Here is a 16,364-nt window from a genome sequence, read left to right as displayed (position 1 = left end):
AAACACATTCTGCTTGTATGCAGATTGGTTTGTGTCAAAGTCATTTGCTGCTCCGCTAGTTCTCTTATGTCTTCTCGTGAATTCGATCCCGGGCGGTTAGCTGCTGATTGGCTTGAAAAGCAACCCGCTTCGGGCGACCCCTGGATTCTGGAGACGACTGATCCCACCGATCCCGGCCATCGAGACGCTCTCCTCGGCAACGGATTTCTCGGGCAACGCTTCGACCGGTCGGGAGAGGCGAGCCGGAACGCCTCAGGCCCCTATCCGGTTCCCGGGGGATGCCTGATCCACGGACTCTGGGATGATCTGGCCCTGATGCCCCCGCCCCGCTGGGCCAGCCTCGCCCTCCAAGAAGGCGAGACCACCTTCGCTCCCGGCGTTGGGGAATGGAAGAATTACCGACAACGACTCGACCTCCGCACCGGCGTCCTCGAGACAGAACTCGATTGGAAAAACGGCGGCCGCGAAACCCACATCACGACGACCGCCTACGTCAGCCGGACCCGCCCGCAGGTCTGCTTCCTTGAGCGAACCCTCGTGACGAATTACAGCGGGACGGTCCGGATGACGGACGCCCTCGACGGCACGTTCATCGACGATGCCCGTGATTGGCGCTTCACTCCGGGCGAGACATCGGACGCGCCGCTCTCGATCCAGCTCCGCATGGGACCGCGCGATCGACAGATCGCTGTTCTCTCGCGTTTGAGCCTTGAGGGAATCGCGGCGGAAACCCTCGCCGTGGAACGTCGCCAAACCGCAAGGTCGATCGAGCGGACGCTCGTCTTCCCCGTCGAAGCGGGTCGCATTTATCGGGTGACGAAGATCGTCGCCCTCGTCACCGATGCCGAGGCTCCCGCGCCATGGCCCCACGCCTGGGCGTTGGCCGAAGGGGCCCTTTCCGACCTGCCCACCCTTCGGCGGGAGCACGATGCCGCGTGGGCCGCGCTGTGGGAGCACCGGATCGAGGTCCCCCATCCCGGCCTCCAGAAGCTCCTCAACGCGACCCTCTACTCCTTCTATGCCCAGCTCCGCGCCGGAGGCCTGGCGAGCCTGGGGCCGACCGGACTCTCCGCGAACTGCTGGGGCGGCCATGCCTTCTGGGATAGCGATCTGTGGATGTTCCCCGGCCTCTGCCTCCTCCAGCCCGAGCTCGCCCGCGGCTTCGCCGCCTATCGCGCCGCCACCCTCGACGGCGCCCGCCGGAACGCCCGGGCCCATGGCCGCGCCGGAGCCCAGTTCGCGTGGGAGAGCGCCGAGTTCGGCGACGAGGCCATTCCCCACCTTGTCTACCATCACCAGCACCACGTGAACAGCGACGTGGCCCTGGCCCAGTGGTGGTTCTGGAAGATCTCGGGAGACGACGCCTTTTTCCGCGGGAAAGGTTCCGAGATCGTCGTCGAATCGGCCCGCTTCTGGGCCGACCGCGTTTTCCACAATCGGGAAAAGGACCGCTACGAGATCCGCGGCGTCTGCTGCGCCGACGAATTCGCCGAGATCCAGGACAACAACGCCTACACCAACTACAGCGCGGTGAAGACCCTCGAATTGGCCGCCGCCGTATTGGCGGCCCGAGGCGAGGCCGTCCCGCCGTCATGGCGCGGCATCATCGCGAAAATGTGGATCCCCTTCGACATCGCGAATCAGCGTTACATCGAATACGAAGGCTACGACGGCCAGACCATCAAGCAGGCCGACGCGGCCCTCCTCATCTACCCCTACGAGATGCCGATGTCCGACACCGTCCGGGCGAACACCGTCGATTACTATCGGGCGAAATACCCTCCCGCCAGCATCATGATGGGCACGGCCTTCGACGGCATCGTCGACTGTCAGCTGGGCCGGGCCGAATCGGGTTGGGCCTCGCTCGAAAAGCTCCTCCCCCACTTCCGCGAACCCTACCTCCTCGCCAGCGAAAGCCCCTCGAACGAAGTCCTCTCCTTTGCCACCGGCCTAGGCGGATTGCTCCAGTTGGTGATGATGGGATTCGGCGGCATCCGCATCCGGGAGGACGGCCTGCAGGTCGAGCCCGCACTGCCCCGCGCCCTGCCCTGGATGAGGTTGAAGGGCCTCTGCTACGGCGGGGTCTTCCTCGACCTCGAGCTGAAAAACAATCACGTCCGCATCCTCGATCCGGGCATCGAGACCCCCTTCCGCATCGAGCGGGCCGACGGGACCCCCTGGCCCTCCTCATGAATCCGCCCGCCTCCCCCGCACCCGAAGGGACGTTCCAGCCCATCGGCAACGCCACCCGCGTCGAGTTCCTCGGCGAGGGCCGCCGCTTCCTCGGATTGGGCCGTGTCACCATCGAAGGCGTCGCCATGCGCTCGCCCGCGCTCCCCATCCTCCCCGAGCTTCGCAGCCCCGACGCGATCCGCCTCGGAGATTTCCAGGTCGAGGCGTCCGGCCCCACGGAGGAAGGCGGCTTCCGCCTGAGCCTCGGCGCGTCCCGCGCGGACGACGGCCCCATGGAGTGGATGCTCCACGCCGTCCGCCCGCGCTATCGCCGCGGGGCCTGGTCCCAGCCCCCGCGCCGCGCCGAAAACACCGCGCTCGACCTCGAACTTCGGCCCGCCGAGATCGTCCTGGATGGCGACCGGGGCGTCGGCTTTTCCTATCGCTACCACTACAAGAGCGACGCCATCGCCCTCTACAAAATCCTCGACCGGGCGACCTGGGAACCGGGCGGGGCCATCGAGGGCAACGCATTCTGGCTGCGCAACGCGTTCTCCCCCTCGATCCAGCGTTTCCATTCCCCCCAGGACGCCTACTGCACCGAGTGGTTCCTGCCCTCCGCCGTCAACCCGAACATCTTTGAATTCCTCCCGTTCCAGACCGCCCTCTGCGGCTTCACCTTCACCGCGGGGGAGGAGGGCGTCCTCGTCACCTGGGTGCCGGTCGCGTCCCATGTCCGGGCGCTCTTCGAGAAGCCCCGGGGCGCAAGCCACCTCGCCCATCTTTACGAGCTTTGCGGCGACCTCTCCCTCGCCTTCTCCACGGCTCCGATCGAAGTCCTCTGGTTCCCGGGAAAAAGGAACCCCGTCGAACAGCTGAACTTATACGAACGCGTCCGCGCGCTGGTTTCGGAAACCCTCCACGCCGACGCGGGGCTCCGCATCGAGCGGGCCGCCAGCTACGGCGTCATGGAAGAGTGGGGCAACGCCGACCTCCGGCATTACGCCGCCAAGGGCCTGCCCCGGCTGAAGCAGGCCGGGGTCCGTACGATCTTCCTGGCCAACCATTTCGAGAATAACATGAACGTCTTCGGCGTCAGCAACATGTGCTGCACCGCCGACCTGAAGGTCGCCCCCGGCGTCGGCGAGGAGAACCTCGCCGCCTTCTGCCGGGAGGCGCGGGAGGCGGACGCGTCGGTCGAGATGTGGGGCAACACCGCCCTCTCCACCCTCGCCCTGATGGCCCACGCGCGCAACGGGCGGGAAGAGCGCCTCCGCTTTCCCCGGACCGGGCCGACACTTTTCGACGCCCTCGACGACGCGGCCGATCCGTGGGTGCGCAATCCCTCGAACGCCATCGAGGCCGATCACTACACACCGGTCTTCGCCGTCATGAACCTCCGCGACGAGACCGTCCGCCGCGTCTGGCTGGAACGGTGGCGCGACGCCCGGGAACGGCTCGGCCTCGGGGGGATCTTCCTCGACAGCAGCTTCAACATGTCGAGCGACAAGTTCCATTGGATCGCCCGCCCCGCGTCGGCCCGCCACGGGGCGACGGCCGACCAGACGCAGCTCCTCGGCCACTCCCGGCCGGAGCGGGAACCCCTCCCCGCGATCCTCTCCCAATACCGCGCCCACCTCTCCCTCATGGCCGAGATGCAACGGATGGGATACGTCTACTGCGGGGAAGACATCGGCGTCTTCGGCGTCCACCGCGCTTCGGGTCCCCTCTCCAACCTCGTCGCCAGCCTTCCCCTGTGGGTCGACTGCCTGCCCGACTTCGATCCCGTCGAAATCGCCCGCCTCGGGGCCGACCCCGAGGGCTTCTTCTTCCGCGCCCTCGCCTACCGGGTCGTGTGGAAACTCCAGTGGGATCCGCAGGCCGATCGCTTGACCTGGATCCAGGGAAAGGCAGGGGAGGCCGCCTACGCGCCCACCGAAGGGCAGCTGGCCCGACTCCGCGCCTACAACGTCGTCCAACCCCACATGGAGCGGCGCCGGGTCCTGCGGGACGAATGCGGCGTCGTCTATCACGGCGACGGGAAAACCGTCGTCTGGACCTTCGCCCCCGCAAGGCTCGCCCTCTCGGAAGCGGACGGGGCCGACGCCGGGAAAGAAGTCCTGACCGGGCGCGCGCTGGAAGCGGGGCCGGTCGAGGCGGCGGCGTGGAGCGTCTACCTCTTCGACGGCATCCGGAACGTCGAGGTTCTCGGGACTCCCTAGCGACGACCCGGCCTAAACAGCCCGTTCGTCGAGGTTCTGGTGATTCTTCACCGTGCCGTCGTCGAGGGGGTTGTTCCGCTCGAGCCGGAAGCGCCGGAAGAAATCGCGGATGCCGCGCACCCCGCCCCAGGTGAACCAGATGCCGGTGACCACGGCGAAGAAGATGGGGAAGCCGAGCCCCACCACGTGCCAGAAGGAACCCCAGAACGCGGCGGGCCACGGCGCGATGTAATTCCAGATCGTCCCCACGACGAAGAGGACGGAAAAGAGGGAGCTCCAGGCAAAGAGAGCCCCGGCGATCCACTTGTCACCGAGGGAGAAATTCTCGTCGAAGCCGATGAGGCGCGAAAGCCCCAACGGCTTCCTCGCGGCGACGGCGACGATCTCGTGGCCGGGCTCCGGCGCCTTCGCGTAGGCACCGCGATGGAGGAGGCGGTCCATGTTGAAGTCCTCCCGGTGGGTCAATAGCGAAACGATGACGTAAAGGCTCATCGCGATGAGGCAGGTGCCGAACGAAATCTGCGCCCCGTTGAGCGGGCAATGGGCGTCGAGATGCCGCCACACGATCCCGGAAACCGCGAGGGTCGATCCCACGAAGAGCGCCGTCCACGCGCCCGCCGTCGTCCCCTTCTTCCAATAGAGGCCCCCGATGATCGCCGCCCCGACGCCGCCGACGTAGATCGCGCAAGTCAGCGCCCACCACATCGCGATGTAATCGACCTGCCGGTAGAACGCCCCGAAGAGAAAGGCGAAGAGGGCGACGCCGATGATCGAACAACGAAGCGCGCGGAGGTGCTGCTTCGGGCCGAACGGCTTCTTCCGCAACGGGACGAGGACGTCCTGGACGAAGATCCCGCCCCAGGAGTGAAGGTGGGTGGCGTCCCCGCCGAAGACTCCCATGAGGAAGATCGCGCAGAGGACCCCCTTGATTCCGATGGGAAGAAGATGCGCGACCGAGATCGTCATCCGCATCTGGTTTTGGACGTGCGGATCGGAGATCTTCCCGACCTCATTCTCGACTGCGGCGGCCCCCGCGGCGAAGTGCGGATGCGCCAGGTAGGTCATCGCGCAGATTCCGAGAAGCGTGATCACCGCCCCCTTCCCCATCGCCCGCCAAAAGCCGAGGAGGTTTCCCATGCGGGCCTCGTGGGGCGAGAGCGCGGCGCCCTGGTAGCCCGCCGCATTCTGCCACGCCATCGTCCCGTAGATGCCGCCGACCATGCCCATGAGGACGTACCAGACGTTGAAGTCCTTCACCCCGCTCGAATCGAACGGGTTGAGGAACGATTGGCCCGGCGGCTGGGCCTGGAGGACGGTGAGGATCTGGGACCAATCGAACGTCACCAGCAGAGTCGCGATCAGGACGATGTAAAGGACCTGCACGATGATCCCTTCCAGGCAGTTCACCATCAGCACCGTGACCAGCCCCCCGGAGAGGGCCGTGAAGAGGGAGATGGAGAGGAAGAGCCCCATGATGAGGACATAGGTCGGCACCGTCATCCACAGGTAATGGACGTGCTCCGGGAAGCCCCAAAAGTAGGCGAGGCATCGCGCGCCGACGGCGGGGATGATCCCGAAATTGAGGATCCCCGCGAAGAAGCCGAGGAAGCCGGTGAAGAGACGGAACGACTTGCTGTAACGCAGTTCGAAGAACTGGGCCAGCGTCATCGCCCGCGTCTCCCGGAACCGGTAGACGACGAACCCGGCGATGCCGACGATCAACCCGATGGGACCGGCGAGCCAGCCCCACCATCCCATCGCGAAGCCCGAATGGGAAAGAACCTCGAAGCTGGCGACGAAGACGACCGCTCCGGCCTGCAACTCCCCGCCTGCGATGGAGAGGAGGTAGCGGTCGGCCAGCCGTCCGCCCGACATGAACTCGGCCACGCCCCGGACCCGCTTCCGGCAATAGAGGCCGACAAGCAAGACGAGCAAAATGGGAAAAGACGTCAGGATCCAATCAAGAGGGGTCATAGGAAGAGGGCGGATAGGAGAGGTTCAACACATCAATGGGCAAGGGCGGCGACTTGGGCCGTGGCGGCGGGAGGAAGGCTGGAGACGATCACGTAGCGGCCCGCGGGGACGAGGAGGGTCTTCCCGTAGGAACGGTCGACGGTCTCCGACCGGTCGACCGGCCAGGGGACTTCCCATCCCTCGCCGTCGGCGGACGGCAGGCGGGCGGCTTTTTCGGTTTCGGCCATCCGCTTGGCGGCGGCGGAAGCCTCCTCGGCGGAGCCGAATTCGAGGATCTGGACGGCATTGCCGTAGGCCTTCCGCTGGACGCCCCCGAACCAGCGGATGATCGGCTTTTCCTCAAGGATGCCCGCGGCGAGGTACTTGTAGCGCCACATCCGGGAGGGCGCGGCGCCTCCCACGGCGAGGACGGCCCGGTATTCATTCTCCGGGATCTGGTTCCATCCCGCCAGGAAGGCGGCGGCGCTCCCGGCCTCGAGAGTCTGCGGCAGGGCGAAGGGGGCGGGCTCGACCGAGGGATCGCGGTCGATCAGCGTCGTCTCGGGGCGGGTGAACGATCCCGCCGCGACCACGCCGTTGATCATCCCCTGCTCGAAGGCCGCCAGCGCGGCCAGGACCCCCGCCTCGCTCGTCCCCGTGATCTTCACCAGCACCGTGTCCTCCGGCGCGGAGCGGATGCGATGGCTGTGTAGAAAGGGATTGCGGTCGGACTCGACCCAGCCCACGTCCCCGTTCAGCGTCCCGATGCCGAGGGAGGTGAACTCCCGCTTCCCCTCGTCGAGCGAAGCCGTGAAGCCCGCGGTCTTCTCGAGCAGCGGATCCTGGGACCGGAGACCGATGACGACGAGGTGGCTGTGGGCGGCGGTATCGTAGGCCTTGGGAACGAGGAGCTCCTCGCTTCCCTTTGCCGAGATCTCCCCCGCCTCCCCTGCCAGCTTCAACGCCTGGAGGAGGGGCGCTTTCCCGGCCCGGGGAATAAAATCGGCCGTCGCCCGCTGCAACGCGGGCGTCGCCCCTGCCGCCGTGCAGACGAGGATCGGCCGGGGCGTGGCCGCCCAGCCTCCCGCCGTGAGCCAGGCCGCGGCGAGGAGCCAAAAGGGCAAGAAGGCCAGCCGCTTATTTTTCAAACGAGAACTCCACCTGGTTGGCCCAATGCTCCACCCAGTCGGGATGGAAGGCATAGGCATTCTTGCGGGAGACGCTCCGATCCATCGCCAGCTCCATCGCCGGTCCCTTGTCGTCGTTGACCCGGTAAGAGAAGCAAGCCGTCTTTCCGGCATCGATCGCCTTCTTGACCAGCGGCATCTCGCTCCACGGGATTGCGCACTCGACGAACCGGGAATTGCCGTCGCGCCAGATCCGGAGCTGGGCGTTCTTCACCGGCCCGTCGAAGGGGCTGGCGGGCTGGCGCGGATAGAAATGCTTCCGCGGCATCCCGGGAACCAGGCAGCGCCAGACCTCGGTGCCGCCGCCGTATTTTTCGGCCACCTGGTTGAGGGCGTATTCGTAGTCGGTGTCGGGCGCGGGAACGAATCCGGCGGGCACTCCCGGCGCGGCGGCGATGTTCGCCTCTTTTTTGTCGGCAGGGACGACGTTGAAAGCGATCTGGACGTTGTCGAACTTCGGCACGCTGCCAAACGGCAGGTCGGGATTCTTCCGATAGGAATAACGGCGGACGCCCTCGGGCCAGGCGTGCTCGACCTTGGCCACGACTTCGGGCAGGGCGACCACGGCGTAATCCGGATAGCGGGGCCCCTTCGGATCGCCGACGATCTGGAAGCCGTCCCGTCCATATCGGCCCTGCCAGGAAGCGCCGCTCGTGATGTCGATCCCGACGAACTCGGCGTCGGTCGGCGTCTTCGGCATCCCGCCCCCGGTCTCCGGATCGAAGAAGAGGCCGCTGACCGTCGCGGGCAGCCAGCTCATCCGGCTCCGGATGACGAGGCGGACCTTGCCCGCAATCCGGAACGTGGCGTAGGTTCCCGGCCCCGAATCGGTGATGGTCGTCTCGGCAAGCTTCCGGCCCGTGGCGGCGTCCTGGACCTCGACGACGGTCCGGCGGCGTCCGTTCATGTATTCGTCGGAATCGACAAAGTAGAGCGTGAGACGGCGGAAGGTTCCCTCCGGCACGGCGAGGTCGACGGCGAAGGCTTCCGCCACGCTCGACCACGCGGTGACACTCTTTTCCTTCGAGTCGGGCAGGAACAGCGCCGCGGGGAGACGGGTGGGGGCGTTCCACTCCTGGTCCTTCTTGAGGAGCGTCTTGCTCCGGTCGTACTCGAGGGAAACCGCCGGGTAGAAGTAATCGTCGTCGTTCCGCTTCTCGTAACGGAGGGCTCCGGAAGAGGGGCTGTCGTCGGCGATCTTCGCGGCGAAGTAGAAGTTCTTCTCGTCGTAGGCGAGGTAGGAGGTGGCGAAGCCCGACTTCTGCGAGACGTCGAACTTCGCGAAGGGCAGCCATGCCGATTCCATCAGCGTGGGCCCCTGATCGCCCTTCGCCTGGACCGGTTCGGGAAGGACTCCCTTCCAATCGTCGAGGCTCCCGTCGACGCGGATCGTCCGCTTCGCGAACTGGTTCACGTGGAGGTTTTCCCGCAGGACGGCGAACCCGTCGGCGGGCGAGGCCGCGTCGAAGCGGAAGGCGAGGGGATAGGTGTTGTCGGGACGTTCCGCGCCGGGCAGGACGGGGATCTCGACCTCTTTCACCTCGTTGGGGCCGAAGGAGAGCGAGGCGGGGGCGTCGAGCTTGAGGTCGCCGAGGGAAACGGCGAGATTTCCCGTGATCGGGCGGTTCACGATATTCGTCAGGGTCAGCCGCAGCGTCCCCTTCCCCGTCACCCGGGAGAGGAGATCGTGGGCGACGACTATGAGGGGCTGGTAGCCTTCGACGCGCCCGTCGGCGATCGCCTTCGTCAGCCGGGCGAACGAGCCCGCGGCGCCGGTCGTCCGGAGGAAGAAGCCCCGCCAATCTAGGGGGACCATGAGGACGTCGCCCGTCGGGGGGACGACGTTGCCGTAGAAATCGTAGAGGACGAATTCCTTCGCCGGATTGCGGAGCGTGAGGGTTCCCCCGCTCAGCAGACCGGGCGCGGCCAGCTTCTTCTCCAGGCCGGCCCGCTCGGGAGAACCGGCGGGGAGGGCGGCGAGGGCCTGGCGGAGGGCTTCCTTTTCCCTCACTTCGGCGAGGCCCTTCGCGCCCCGGTTCGCGAGAATGTCGCCGAACTGCTCGCGCAGGTCCCCGACGACGACGACGGTTCCGTCGTCGGGCTTCTCGACGTCGCCCTCCTTGAGCCCGTCGAAGACCATCACCCAGGGAAGCCCGTTTTGGAAGAGCATCTTCCGGAAATCGCGCTCGCCCAGGAAGTGCTGCGCCGCCGCCACCGCGACGGCGGGAGGCCAGACGGTGTAGGTCTCGATCTCGCGCTGCGACTTGTCCGGGAGGGTCACTTTCCTTTTCACCTGCGTGGTGATGTTCCCCCCGTAAATGCCCATCGCCCGGTCATACCCGGCAGCCCGGTCGGCGGCGATCACGGCGGCGACCCGGTCCGGCGTGTTGGCGACCCAGCTCTCGGTATCCCAGATGCGGACGCGGCCGTTGGGGCTCTTCCGGTCGATCCATTTCCGGAAGAGGGAGGGCGATGTGAGGCCCTGGTAGTGGATCGAGCAGACGTCGAGCCACTTCAGCATCGTGTCGGTCCCGTCGGGGAAGAGCTTGTCGAAGGTGTTCGAGGAGGAATCGCATCCGGCGATGAGGATCTGGGCACCGGCGGCGCGCGCCTCCTCGACGCCCTGGGCCATCGCGGTGAAGATCTCCCGGTAGCGGAGCGTGTCGGCGCCCCAGCCCGAGATCGAGCTCCCCTCCCACGGCTCGTTCCAGAGCAGCATCGAGGTCACCGGCCCCCGCGGCCAGCCCTGCCGTTTCCCGATGTCGGCGACGAACTTCCGGAAGTCGGGGTCGTCCTGCGGCATCCAGCAGTAGTCCTGTTTCGTGTCGAGCATGACGTTGTTCTCGTCGAGGTGGGGGCGGCCCCGTCCCAGGGGCTGCAGGGCGGGTCCGGACCAGAACATGAGCATCACGGTGATGTTCTTGTCCGCATAGGCGCGGAGGGTCGCGTCGAGCTTCGCCATCGCGGCGGGGTAGTTCGGGTCGCTCGTCGGGACGTAGGCGACGCCCATGCGGATCGCCTGCACGCCGAGGCCGTGGAGCACCGGGATGCCGATGTCGTCGAGGGAAAGCTTCGGGTACTGGATCTTCGCGGGAACGGGGGCGAAGGCGCGGACGCAGGAGGTCGCGAAACGCCGCCCGCCGCCCGCGGTGCCGAGGTCGGCGACGAAGGCGTAGGCGCCGAAGGTCTCCGGCAGGGCCGGATGGATCTCGATGACCTGGGACCCCTTCGCGGGCAGGCTCACCCGGAGCGGCAGCGCGGGAAGGTCGGCTATCTTGTAGACGTCCGATTGCCAGATGTCCCCGGAGATGCTCCGGGTTCCGTATGCGATGACGTCCAGTTTCCCCTCGGCCTCGATGGGCCGGTCGAGGTTGTTGGAAAAGAGGAATCGGAGCGTCGGCTGGACACCGGGCGGCACGATGTTCCCGTCAGGATCGCTTTCGATGAGGGTGACGTCGTAGGCATAGGGGGCGGTGCGCTGGTTGACGACGACGTTGAAGACCTCGGAATAGTGGAGCATCGTGTCGCCCGATTTCATTTGCGCGGAGAGCGGAAGCGGAAGCACTCCGAGAAGGAGGAGACAGACGGGGAGCAGGCAAATTCGATTCGGGATTTTCATAAGAAAAGGGAAGATTCGGGAGATCAGGAGGAAGGGATGATCTGGAGCATCCGCCCGTCGTTCCCGGCGCAGGGAACACGGAAGCGGAGGGTGCCCTGCGCGGCGTCCCACTGGGCCGGGACGACGACGCCCCGGTCGTGGTCGATCACGCGGAACGCCGTCCCCTTGAAGGAAGGATCGAGGAGGGACGGACGAACGCCCACCTCGGCGAGGACCGCATCGTCCCGCTGGCTGCCGAGGAGGAGGAAGAGGCTTCCGTTCGCGGCGAAGGGAGTGACGGTGAGTCCCGGCGTGAGGGAGAGCGGCTGGTCGGCGGCCTTCAGGCAGAGGGCGGCGAGGAGGGCCGACTCGGCCCCGTCGATCGAGGCGACCGGCTTCGGGCAGAAGAGGGTCGGACCGGCACCCGACCGGCGGCGCAGGTAGGCAAACGGCCTCCCTGCGGCGTCGGGGACCACCTCGGTCCCGTCCACCGCCGTCCACCCGCCCTCGGTCCGCCTCACGCCGAAGAAAGCCTCGGCCTCCCGATGTCCGGCCCGGCCCTCGCTCCCGACGGCGACGATCGGCGCCCCCGCCTTGTTCAGCCGCTCCAGCTCGGCGATCTCCCACGGATCGGTGTCGAAGCCGTCGACCACGAGGAGGGGCTGGGTGCCGTTCCATTTCCGCAGCGTGTGGGTGCTGGCGACGAAGCCGAAGGGAACCCCGTTCCGCACGAGTCGGTGATAGGCCTCGCCCGCCGTGGCGTCGAGCTGGCCGTATTGCTTGGCCGCGTAAAGGCCGAAGCCGAGGTACCCCGCCTCCGCCCCCATCCGGTTTTCCTGCAACTGCCAGGAGACGACGAGACCGAAGCCAACCGCTTTTTCCGGCCGGGTCCAGATCATCTCGTTCTCGACCCGGTTGAACGCGTCCCAATCGGCCATCGTGTTCTTCACCCCGTAGCCGCCCTGGAGGGAGAAGCCGTACACGGTGTAGGGCCGGTAGGTTCCGTCCGAGGTGATCCGCCCCATCCAGTAGGTGGCATACCATTGGCGGCGCGACGGCTCGGCGTCGCCGCTCGGAGCGAACCACGTCGGGTTCGCCAGGGAGCCGCTGATCCAGCCCCACTGGCCGTAGGCTCCCGATTCGAGATCGGGATTCGCCGCGACGAGGCCGAAGCGGTAGCCGAGGCTCTTGTAGAGGTCCTCGTCGTGAAGATCCCAGAACAAGTCGGTCCCGACGGAGTTGCCCGTCTTGGCGAGCGCGGAGCCGAGGTCGCCGCCCGCGAGGGGGAAGCTGCCGTGGGTCTCGGTCGTCATCCGGATTCCCGCCCGGGCGAAGCGCTCCTGGGAACGGAGCAGCGCGTCGGAGTAGGTCGCCAGCTCGAAACGTTGGAACGCGTCGGCGTGATGGGAGGTGACGTCGTCGCAGAGCTCGGCCTTCGTCCGGCCCTGGAGGCCCGGCTTCCCGGCGGCCCGCAATGACTGATCGAAGCGGACGAGGTCGTCCCACGAGAAGGCGGCGCCGATCGGGACGCCGTTCCAGCGGTCGGAGAGCCCGATGTGGATCGAGGTCTTCCCTTTCCACGGCCCGGAGGCGAACTTCGCGAGGAGCCCGTCGGTCATCCAATCCCAGACGGGGCGTCCCGAGGGGAAACTGCGCCACGGATCGGTGTAGTGGCTGATGCCCGCCGAGGAGAGGAAGAACCGGCCGGCGCTGTCGCGCGGGCGGGACCCCATCTCCACCAGATCGTTCTGCCACGCCCACGGCTGGTCGTCGGGCCCGCCCCAGCCCTGCGTGTCGTCCAGGGTGCCGAGGCCGAATTCGTCTCCGACGAGGAAGCCGGGGGAGCAGAGCATCCCCGCCTCCGCTTCGCCGAGGGTGGAGCGGGCGAGGAGATGCGGGACGTCGGGCGGAATGAAGAGGAAGGGGAAATCGGTCGCGACCGGAGCGCCGCCGTCGTCGGGAACAAACTCCCCGTGGACCGCCACCTGCCCGTAGCGGTCGAGGGTCGGCAGCTCGACCGTGAGCGCGGTTTCCGCCGCGGCGTCGAGGAAGAGCGTCTTTTCCAGAAGCGTCTTCACCGTTCCGGCGGAGAGGTCGCGGACGGTGACGGTCAGCTTTCCCTTCACCGACGGGGGGAGATTCCGGTCGGGCCAGCCGTAGAGCTCCCATTCGCCGAGGGCGCAATTGAACGTCCCTCCCTGGAGAGCCCGGGGCTCGAGGTTTGCCTTCGCGTCGAGCCCGGAAACGGTGAGGACGCAGGCCGACGCGACGACGGGAGGGAAGCTGTCCTCGCGTCGCCCCGAGACGTAGACCGCGGGATCGACGGAGGCGAGGGAGAGAAGCTTCTCCCCGCCCGGCACCTCGGCGGCGAGGGCGTAGCGGGGGGGATTGGCGCGGTCCCAACCGCGGTACGGCGTCTGCGCCGAAAGGGCCTGCCGCGCCACGGTCACCGGCGCGGGCCAGGCCAGGCGAATCTTCTGGGCCTCCGCGCTGCGGCCCGCCCAATAGCCGGTGACGGGAAGTTTTCCCCGCACGCTCTCGTAGCTGTAGCTCCCGTCGTTCAGCCCCTGCGCGGAGACATTCTCCGGCCAGGCCAGATCGGTCGCCACGGCCAGCGGGGCGATGTTGTGAAAGCCGTTGCCAAACCGGATGGAAAGCTTCGGCCTCTCGCCGCAGAAGGCAAAGGAACGGCCGAGGGGCATCCCATTCCCGCTAAGGAAATTGTTCCCACCCGCCATCCAGTGATCCTTCTCGGGAAACGCCCGCACATCCTCCCCCTGCACGGAGAGCGTCAGGGCGGGGGTGCAATCGACGAGGCCCGAGACCACCGAGACGACCTTCTGCCGGTCGAGGCCGGAAAGGCCCGCGTCGATCCGGCGAAACGGAGCCGCGTCGGCGGCGGGAGAGGCGGCGGCGATCTCCCGCTCGGGAGCCGCCGCGCTTTCGGGCACCGCGACCTGGACCGTCTTCCCGGCGGGGACCGAAACCTCGATCGAGACACTGTTCATCAGCTCCCGCGAGAAATTGCGGACCTTGCAGAAAAGGACCCCGTTGAAGGCGGAGGCGGTGCCGTTCGTCACTTCCACGGCCAGGGATCCCGACGCCTGCCACGCCGGGATCGCCACCGTCACCCCGTCGGCCTCGGCGGCGGACGCGGGCAGCGGGCGGGGCCGCGCCTCGTCAAGCAGGGCCCCGACGAATGCGCCGTAGCCCGGCCACGCCGCGAGGCCGGGCGCGTAGAGATCCCCCGCGAAGACGAAGACCCGGCCCGGGCCGTAACGGCCCTCCACGAGGAGCGGGAGGAGGCCGTCCCGGTCCCCCGCGAGGAGCAGGCGCCAATCGGTATTGACGAGGGGCTTGCCCAGGCGTTCCCACTCGTAACGGTGCTGCCCCCCCTCCATCGTCGAATAGGGGAGGTGAAGATCGTAGCGCCCCGGGAGCTGGAAGCCGGGAGTGCGCAATGCGGAGGCGAGCCGGGCCGGAGCCCCGGCCGGAACCGTGCCGCCCGTGCTGAGGCGGAGGTGCCGCTCGGCCTGCGCCGCCCAGAGCGTCACCGGCATCAGCGTCTCGAACGCCTCCAAATCGCCCGTCCGGCCCGACATCAGAAAGACGACACTGCCGCCTTTCCCCAGCAGGCGCTTCATCTTCTCCAACGTCTCCGGGGCCGCTTTGGCGAGCGGGTTGCCCGCCGGATCATAGAACAGGATATCGGCCTCCTCCGGGAGGGTCCGGGCCGGACCGCCGACCGCCCCCGCAGCATGGAGCGCCTGAAGGAATTCCGGGCCGGGGTTTCCCCCGATCAAGGCCAACGAATCCCCCCCCAGAGCCTGGTGGGTCATCAAAAGCATCAAACCCAGCATCGCCGGTCGAATTAAAAAGAACCCTGGGTTTTTCATCTGCAACTAAGCACAGAAATTGCGCGAAAGTTTTTATGAAAGCGATCTCTTTTTTACTCTTTTTCTAATCTTCATCCCCCTTTCCAATCCTAAAACTTCTCTAGATCAACGCGCTTTGCAATGTGCATATAAGCATAACTCATTCAAACTATTTCAAAAATGGACGCTCCTCCCACTTTTCGATATGGTAAAGTGAATGCTGCTTTTATGTTAACCCCTGATAATCCTTATCTTACTCTGGCGGCAGATGAGCTTAAGCAGCCGCTTCATGCCAAGGTGCGGCAGATTCTGCGCGAGCGAATCCTGAACGGATTCGAACACGGCCAGCGTTTCCACTCGGAACGGGAGCTGATCGAAAAGCTCGCCGTTTCCCAGCCGACGATCCGGCGCGCCTTGAACGACCTGGTGGCCGAGGGCTACCTCCTGCCCGAACCCCGCCGCGGCTTCTTCGTCCAGCGCAAGACCGAGACCCGCCATGTCGGCTTCATCCTCCCCGAGCTGAGCCGCAACAGCCTGGGCATCGAATACACCGTCTGCCGGGAGCAGGGATGCCTCCTCGATCCCCACTACCTCCATCGGAACGACCGCCTCAACGACCTCATCCGGTCGATCAAATACCCGCCCAGCCAGGAGCGGCTCCTGATCGCCGGCCTCACGGTCGACCTGACCCTCGCCCTCAGCTCCCACCTCCGCATGGAAGGGTACCAGCACATCGTCCTCGGGCCGAAAATCCCCGGCCTCGCCTGCGGCACGATCATGCCCGATTACGAAACCGAGGTCGACCAGGTGATCGATCACCTGACCGGGCTCGGCCACGAGCGCATTCTCTTCATGGTGAACGAGCCCGAAATCCTTCTCATCACCAGTCTTCGCTCCCAGCTCGTCCACCGCAAGATCGAAGAACGGGGTCTGCGCCACGCCCGCGTCGTCTCGTGCCAGACCCAGAACTGGGACAGTTCCTACGATGCCGCCTACCGGAAAGCCGACGAGATCTTCGGCCCGGGCAGCGACCGCCGCGAATGGCCCACCGCCGTCGCGCCCCTCTCCGGCGTCGGGGCCTGGGCCGTCCTGCGGTACGCGATGCGCCATGGCATCCGGGTACCCGAAGACATTTCCCTCCTCTCCTTCGACGCCATCGAGAACGCCGACATTCTTCCCGTGCCCCTGACCGAAATGACCTTCTCTCCCCAGGAACGGATCGAAAAGGCGATCACCCTGCTTTGGGGGCCCGATGCCGACAAGGTCGACGTGCGCATGACGCCGAAGCTCGTCGTCCGCGAGAGTACGGCCGCTCCCCGCGGCTAGAGACGGTTCTCACTTGGGGGGCAGAACCGGC

Annotated in this window: 7 protein-coding genes; 3 read left to right on the top strand and 4 right to left on the bottom strand. The window is 66.6% G+C overall.

Features of this window, described 5'->3' with window-relative positions; all coding sequences use genetic code 11:
- The first annotated feature begins 66 nt into the window (after positions 1–66).
- Both BLU04_RS04730 and BLU04_RS04725 read left to right on the top strand, forming a co-directional pair.
- Positions 67–2,193, top strand: coding sequence for a glycoside hydrolase family 65 protein (locus BLU04_RS04730; protein WP_162274636.1), 2,127 nt, complete (start codon positions 67–69; stop codon positions 2,191–2,193).
- Entirely contained in the window at positions 2,190–4,394 is a 2,205-nt protein-coding gene (locus tag BLU04_RS04725) for a hypothetical protein (protein ID WP_093282857.1), read from the top strand. The genes BLU04_RS04730 and BLU04_RS04725 overlap by 4 nt, the downstream gene beginning before the upstream one ends.
- A gap of 12 nt (positions 4,395–4,406) precedes the next feature.
- Here the strand turns inward: BLU04_RS04725 and BLU04_RS04720 are convergent, their stop codons facing one another.
- The 4 genes from BLU04_RS04720 to BLU04_RS04705 form a co-directional block, all read right to left on the bottom strand.
- A complete protein-coding gene (locus BLU04_RS04720; protein ID WP_197673030.1) occupies positions 4,407–6,329 on the bottom strand; it encodes a hypothetical protein in 1,923 nt (640 codons plus the stop codon).
- Between the two features lie 71 nt (positions 6,330–6,400).
- The gene (locus BLU04_RS04715) at positions 6,401–7,471 is read right to left on the bottom strand and encodes a hypothetical protein (RefSeq protein WP_093282851.1); all 1,071 of its coding nucleotides are present in this window, start codon (positions 7,469–7,471) and stop codon (positions 6,401–6,403) included.
- A 13-nt stretch (positions 7,472–7,484) separates the two neighbouring features.
- Positions 7,485–11,072, bottom strand: coding sequence for a hypothetical protein (locus tag BLU04_RS04710; RefSeq protein WP_157895129.1), 3,588 nt, complete (start codon positions 11,070–11,072; stop codon positions 7,485–7,487).
- 104 nt (positions 11,073–11,176) lie between these two features.
- Positions 11,177–14,935, bottom strand: a complete 3,759-nt coding sequence (locus BLU04_RS04705) for a hypothetical protein (protein WP_162274635.1) — start codon at positions 14,933–14,935, stop codon at positions 11,177–11,179.
- Between the two features lie 369 nt (positions 14,936–15,304).
- Here BLU04_RS04705 and BLU04_RS04700 point away from each other — a divergent pair, with 369 nt between their 5' ends.
- Positions 15,305–16,333 carry a LacI family DNA-binding transcriptional regulator gene (locus BLU04_RS04700; RefSeq protein ID WP_162274634.1) on the top strand — a complete coding sequence of 343 codons (1,029 nt, stop codon included), beginning with the start codon at positions 15,305–15,307 and terminating at the stop codon, positions 16,331–16,333.
- The last annotated feature ends 31 nt before the right edge of the window (positions 16,334–16,364 follow it).

It is taken from the genome of Verrucomicrobium sp. GAS474, assembly GCF_900105685.1.
Lineage (GTDB): Bacteria > Verrucomicrobiota > Verrucomicrobiia > Methylacidiphilales > GAS474 > GAS474.
This window is presented reverse-complemented; position numbering and strand designations above follow the sequence as displayed.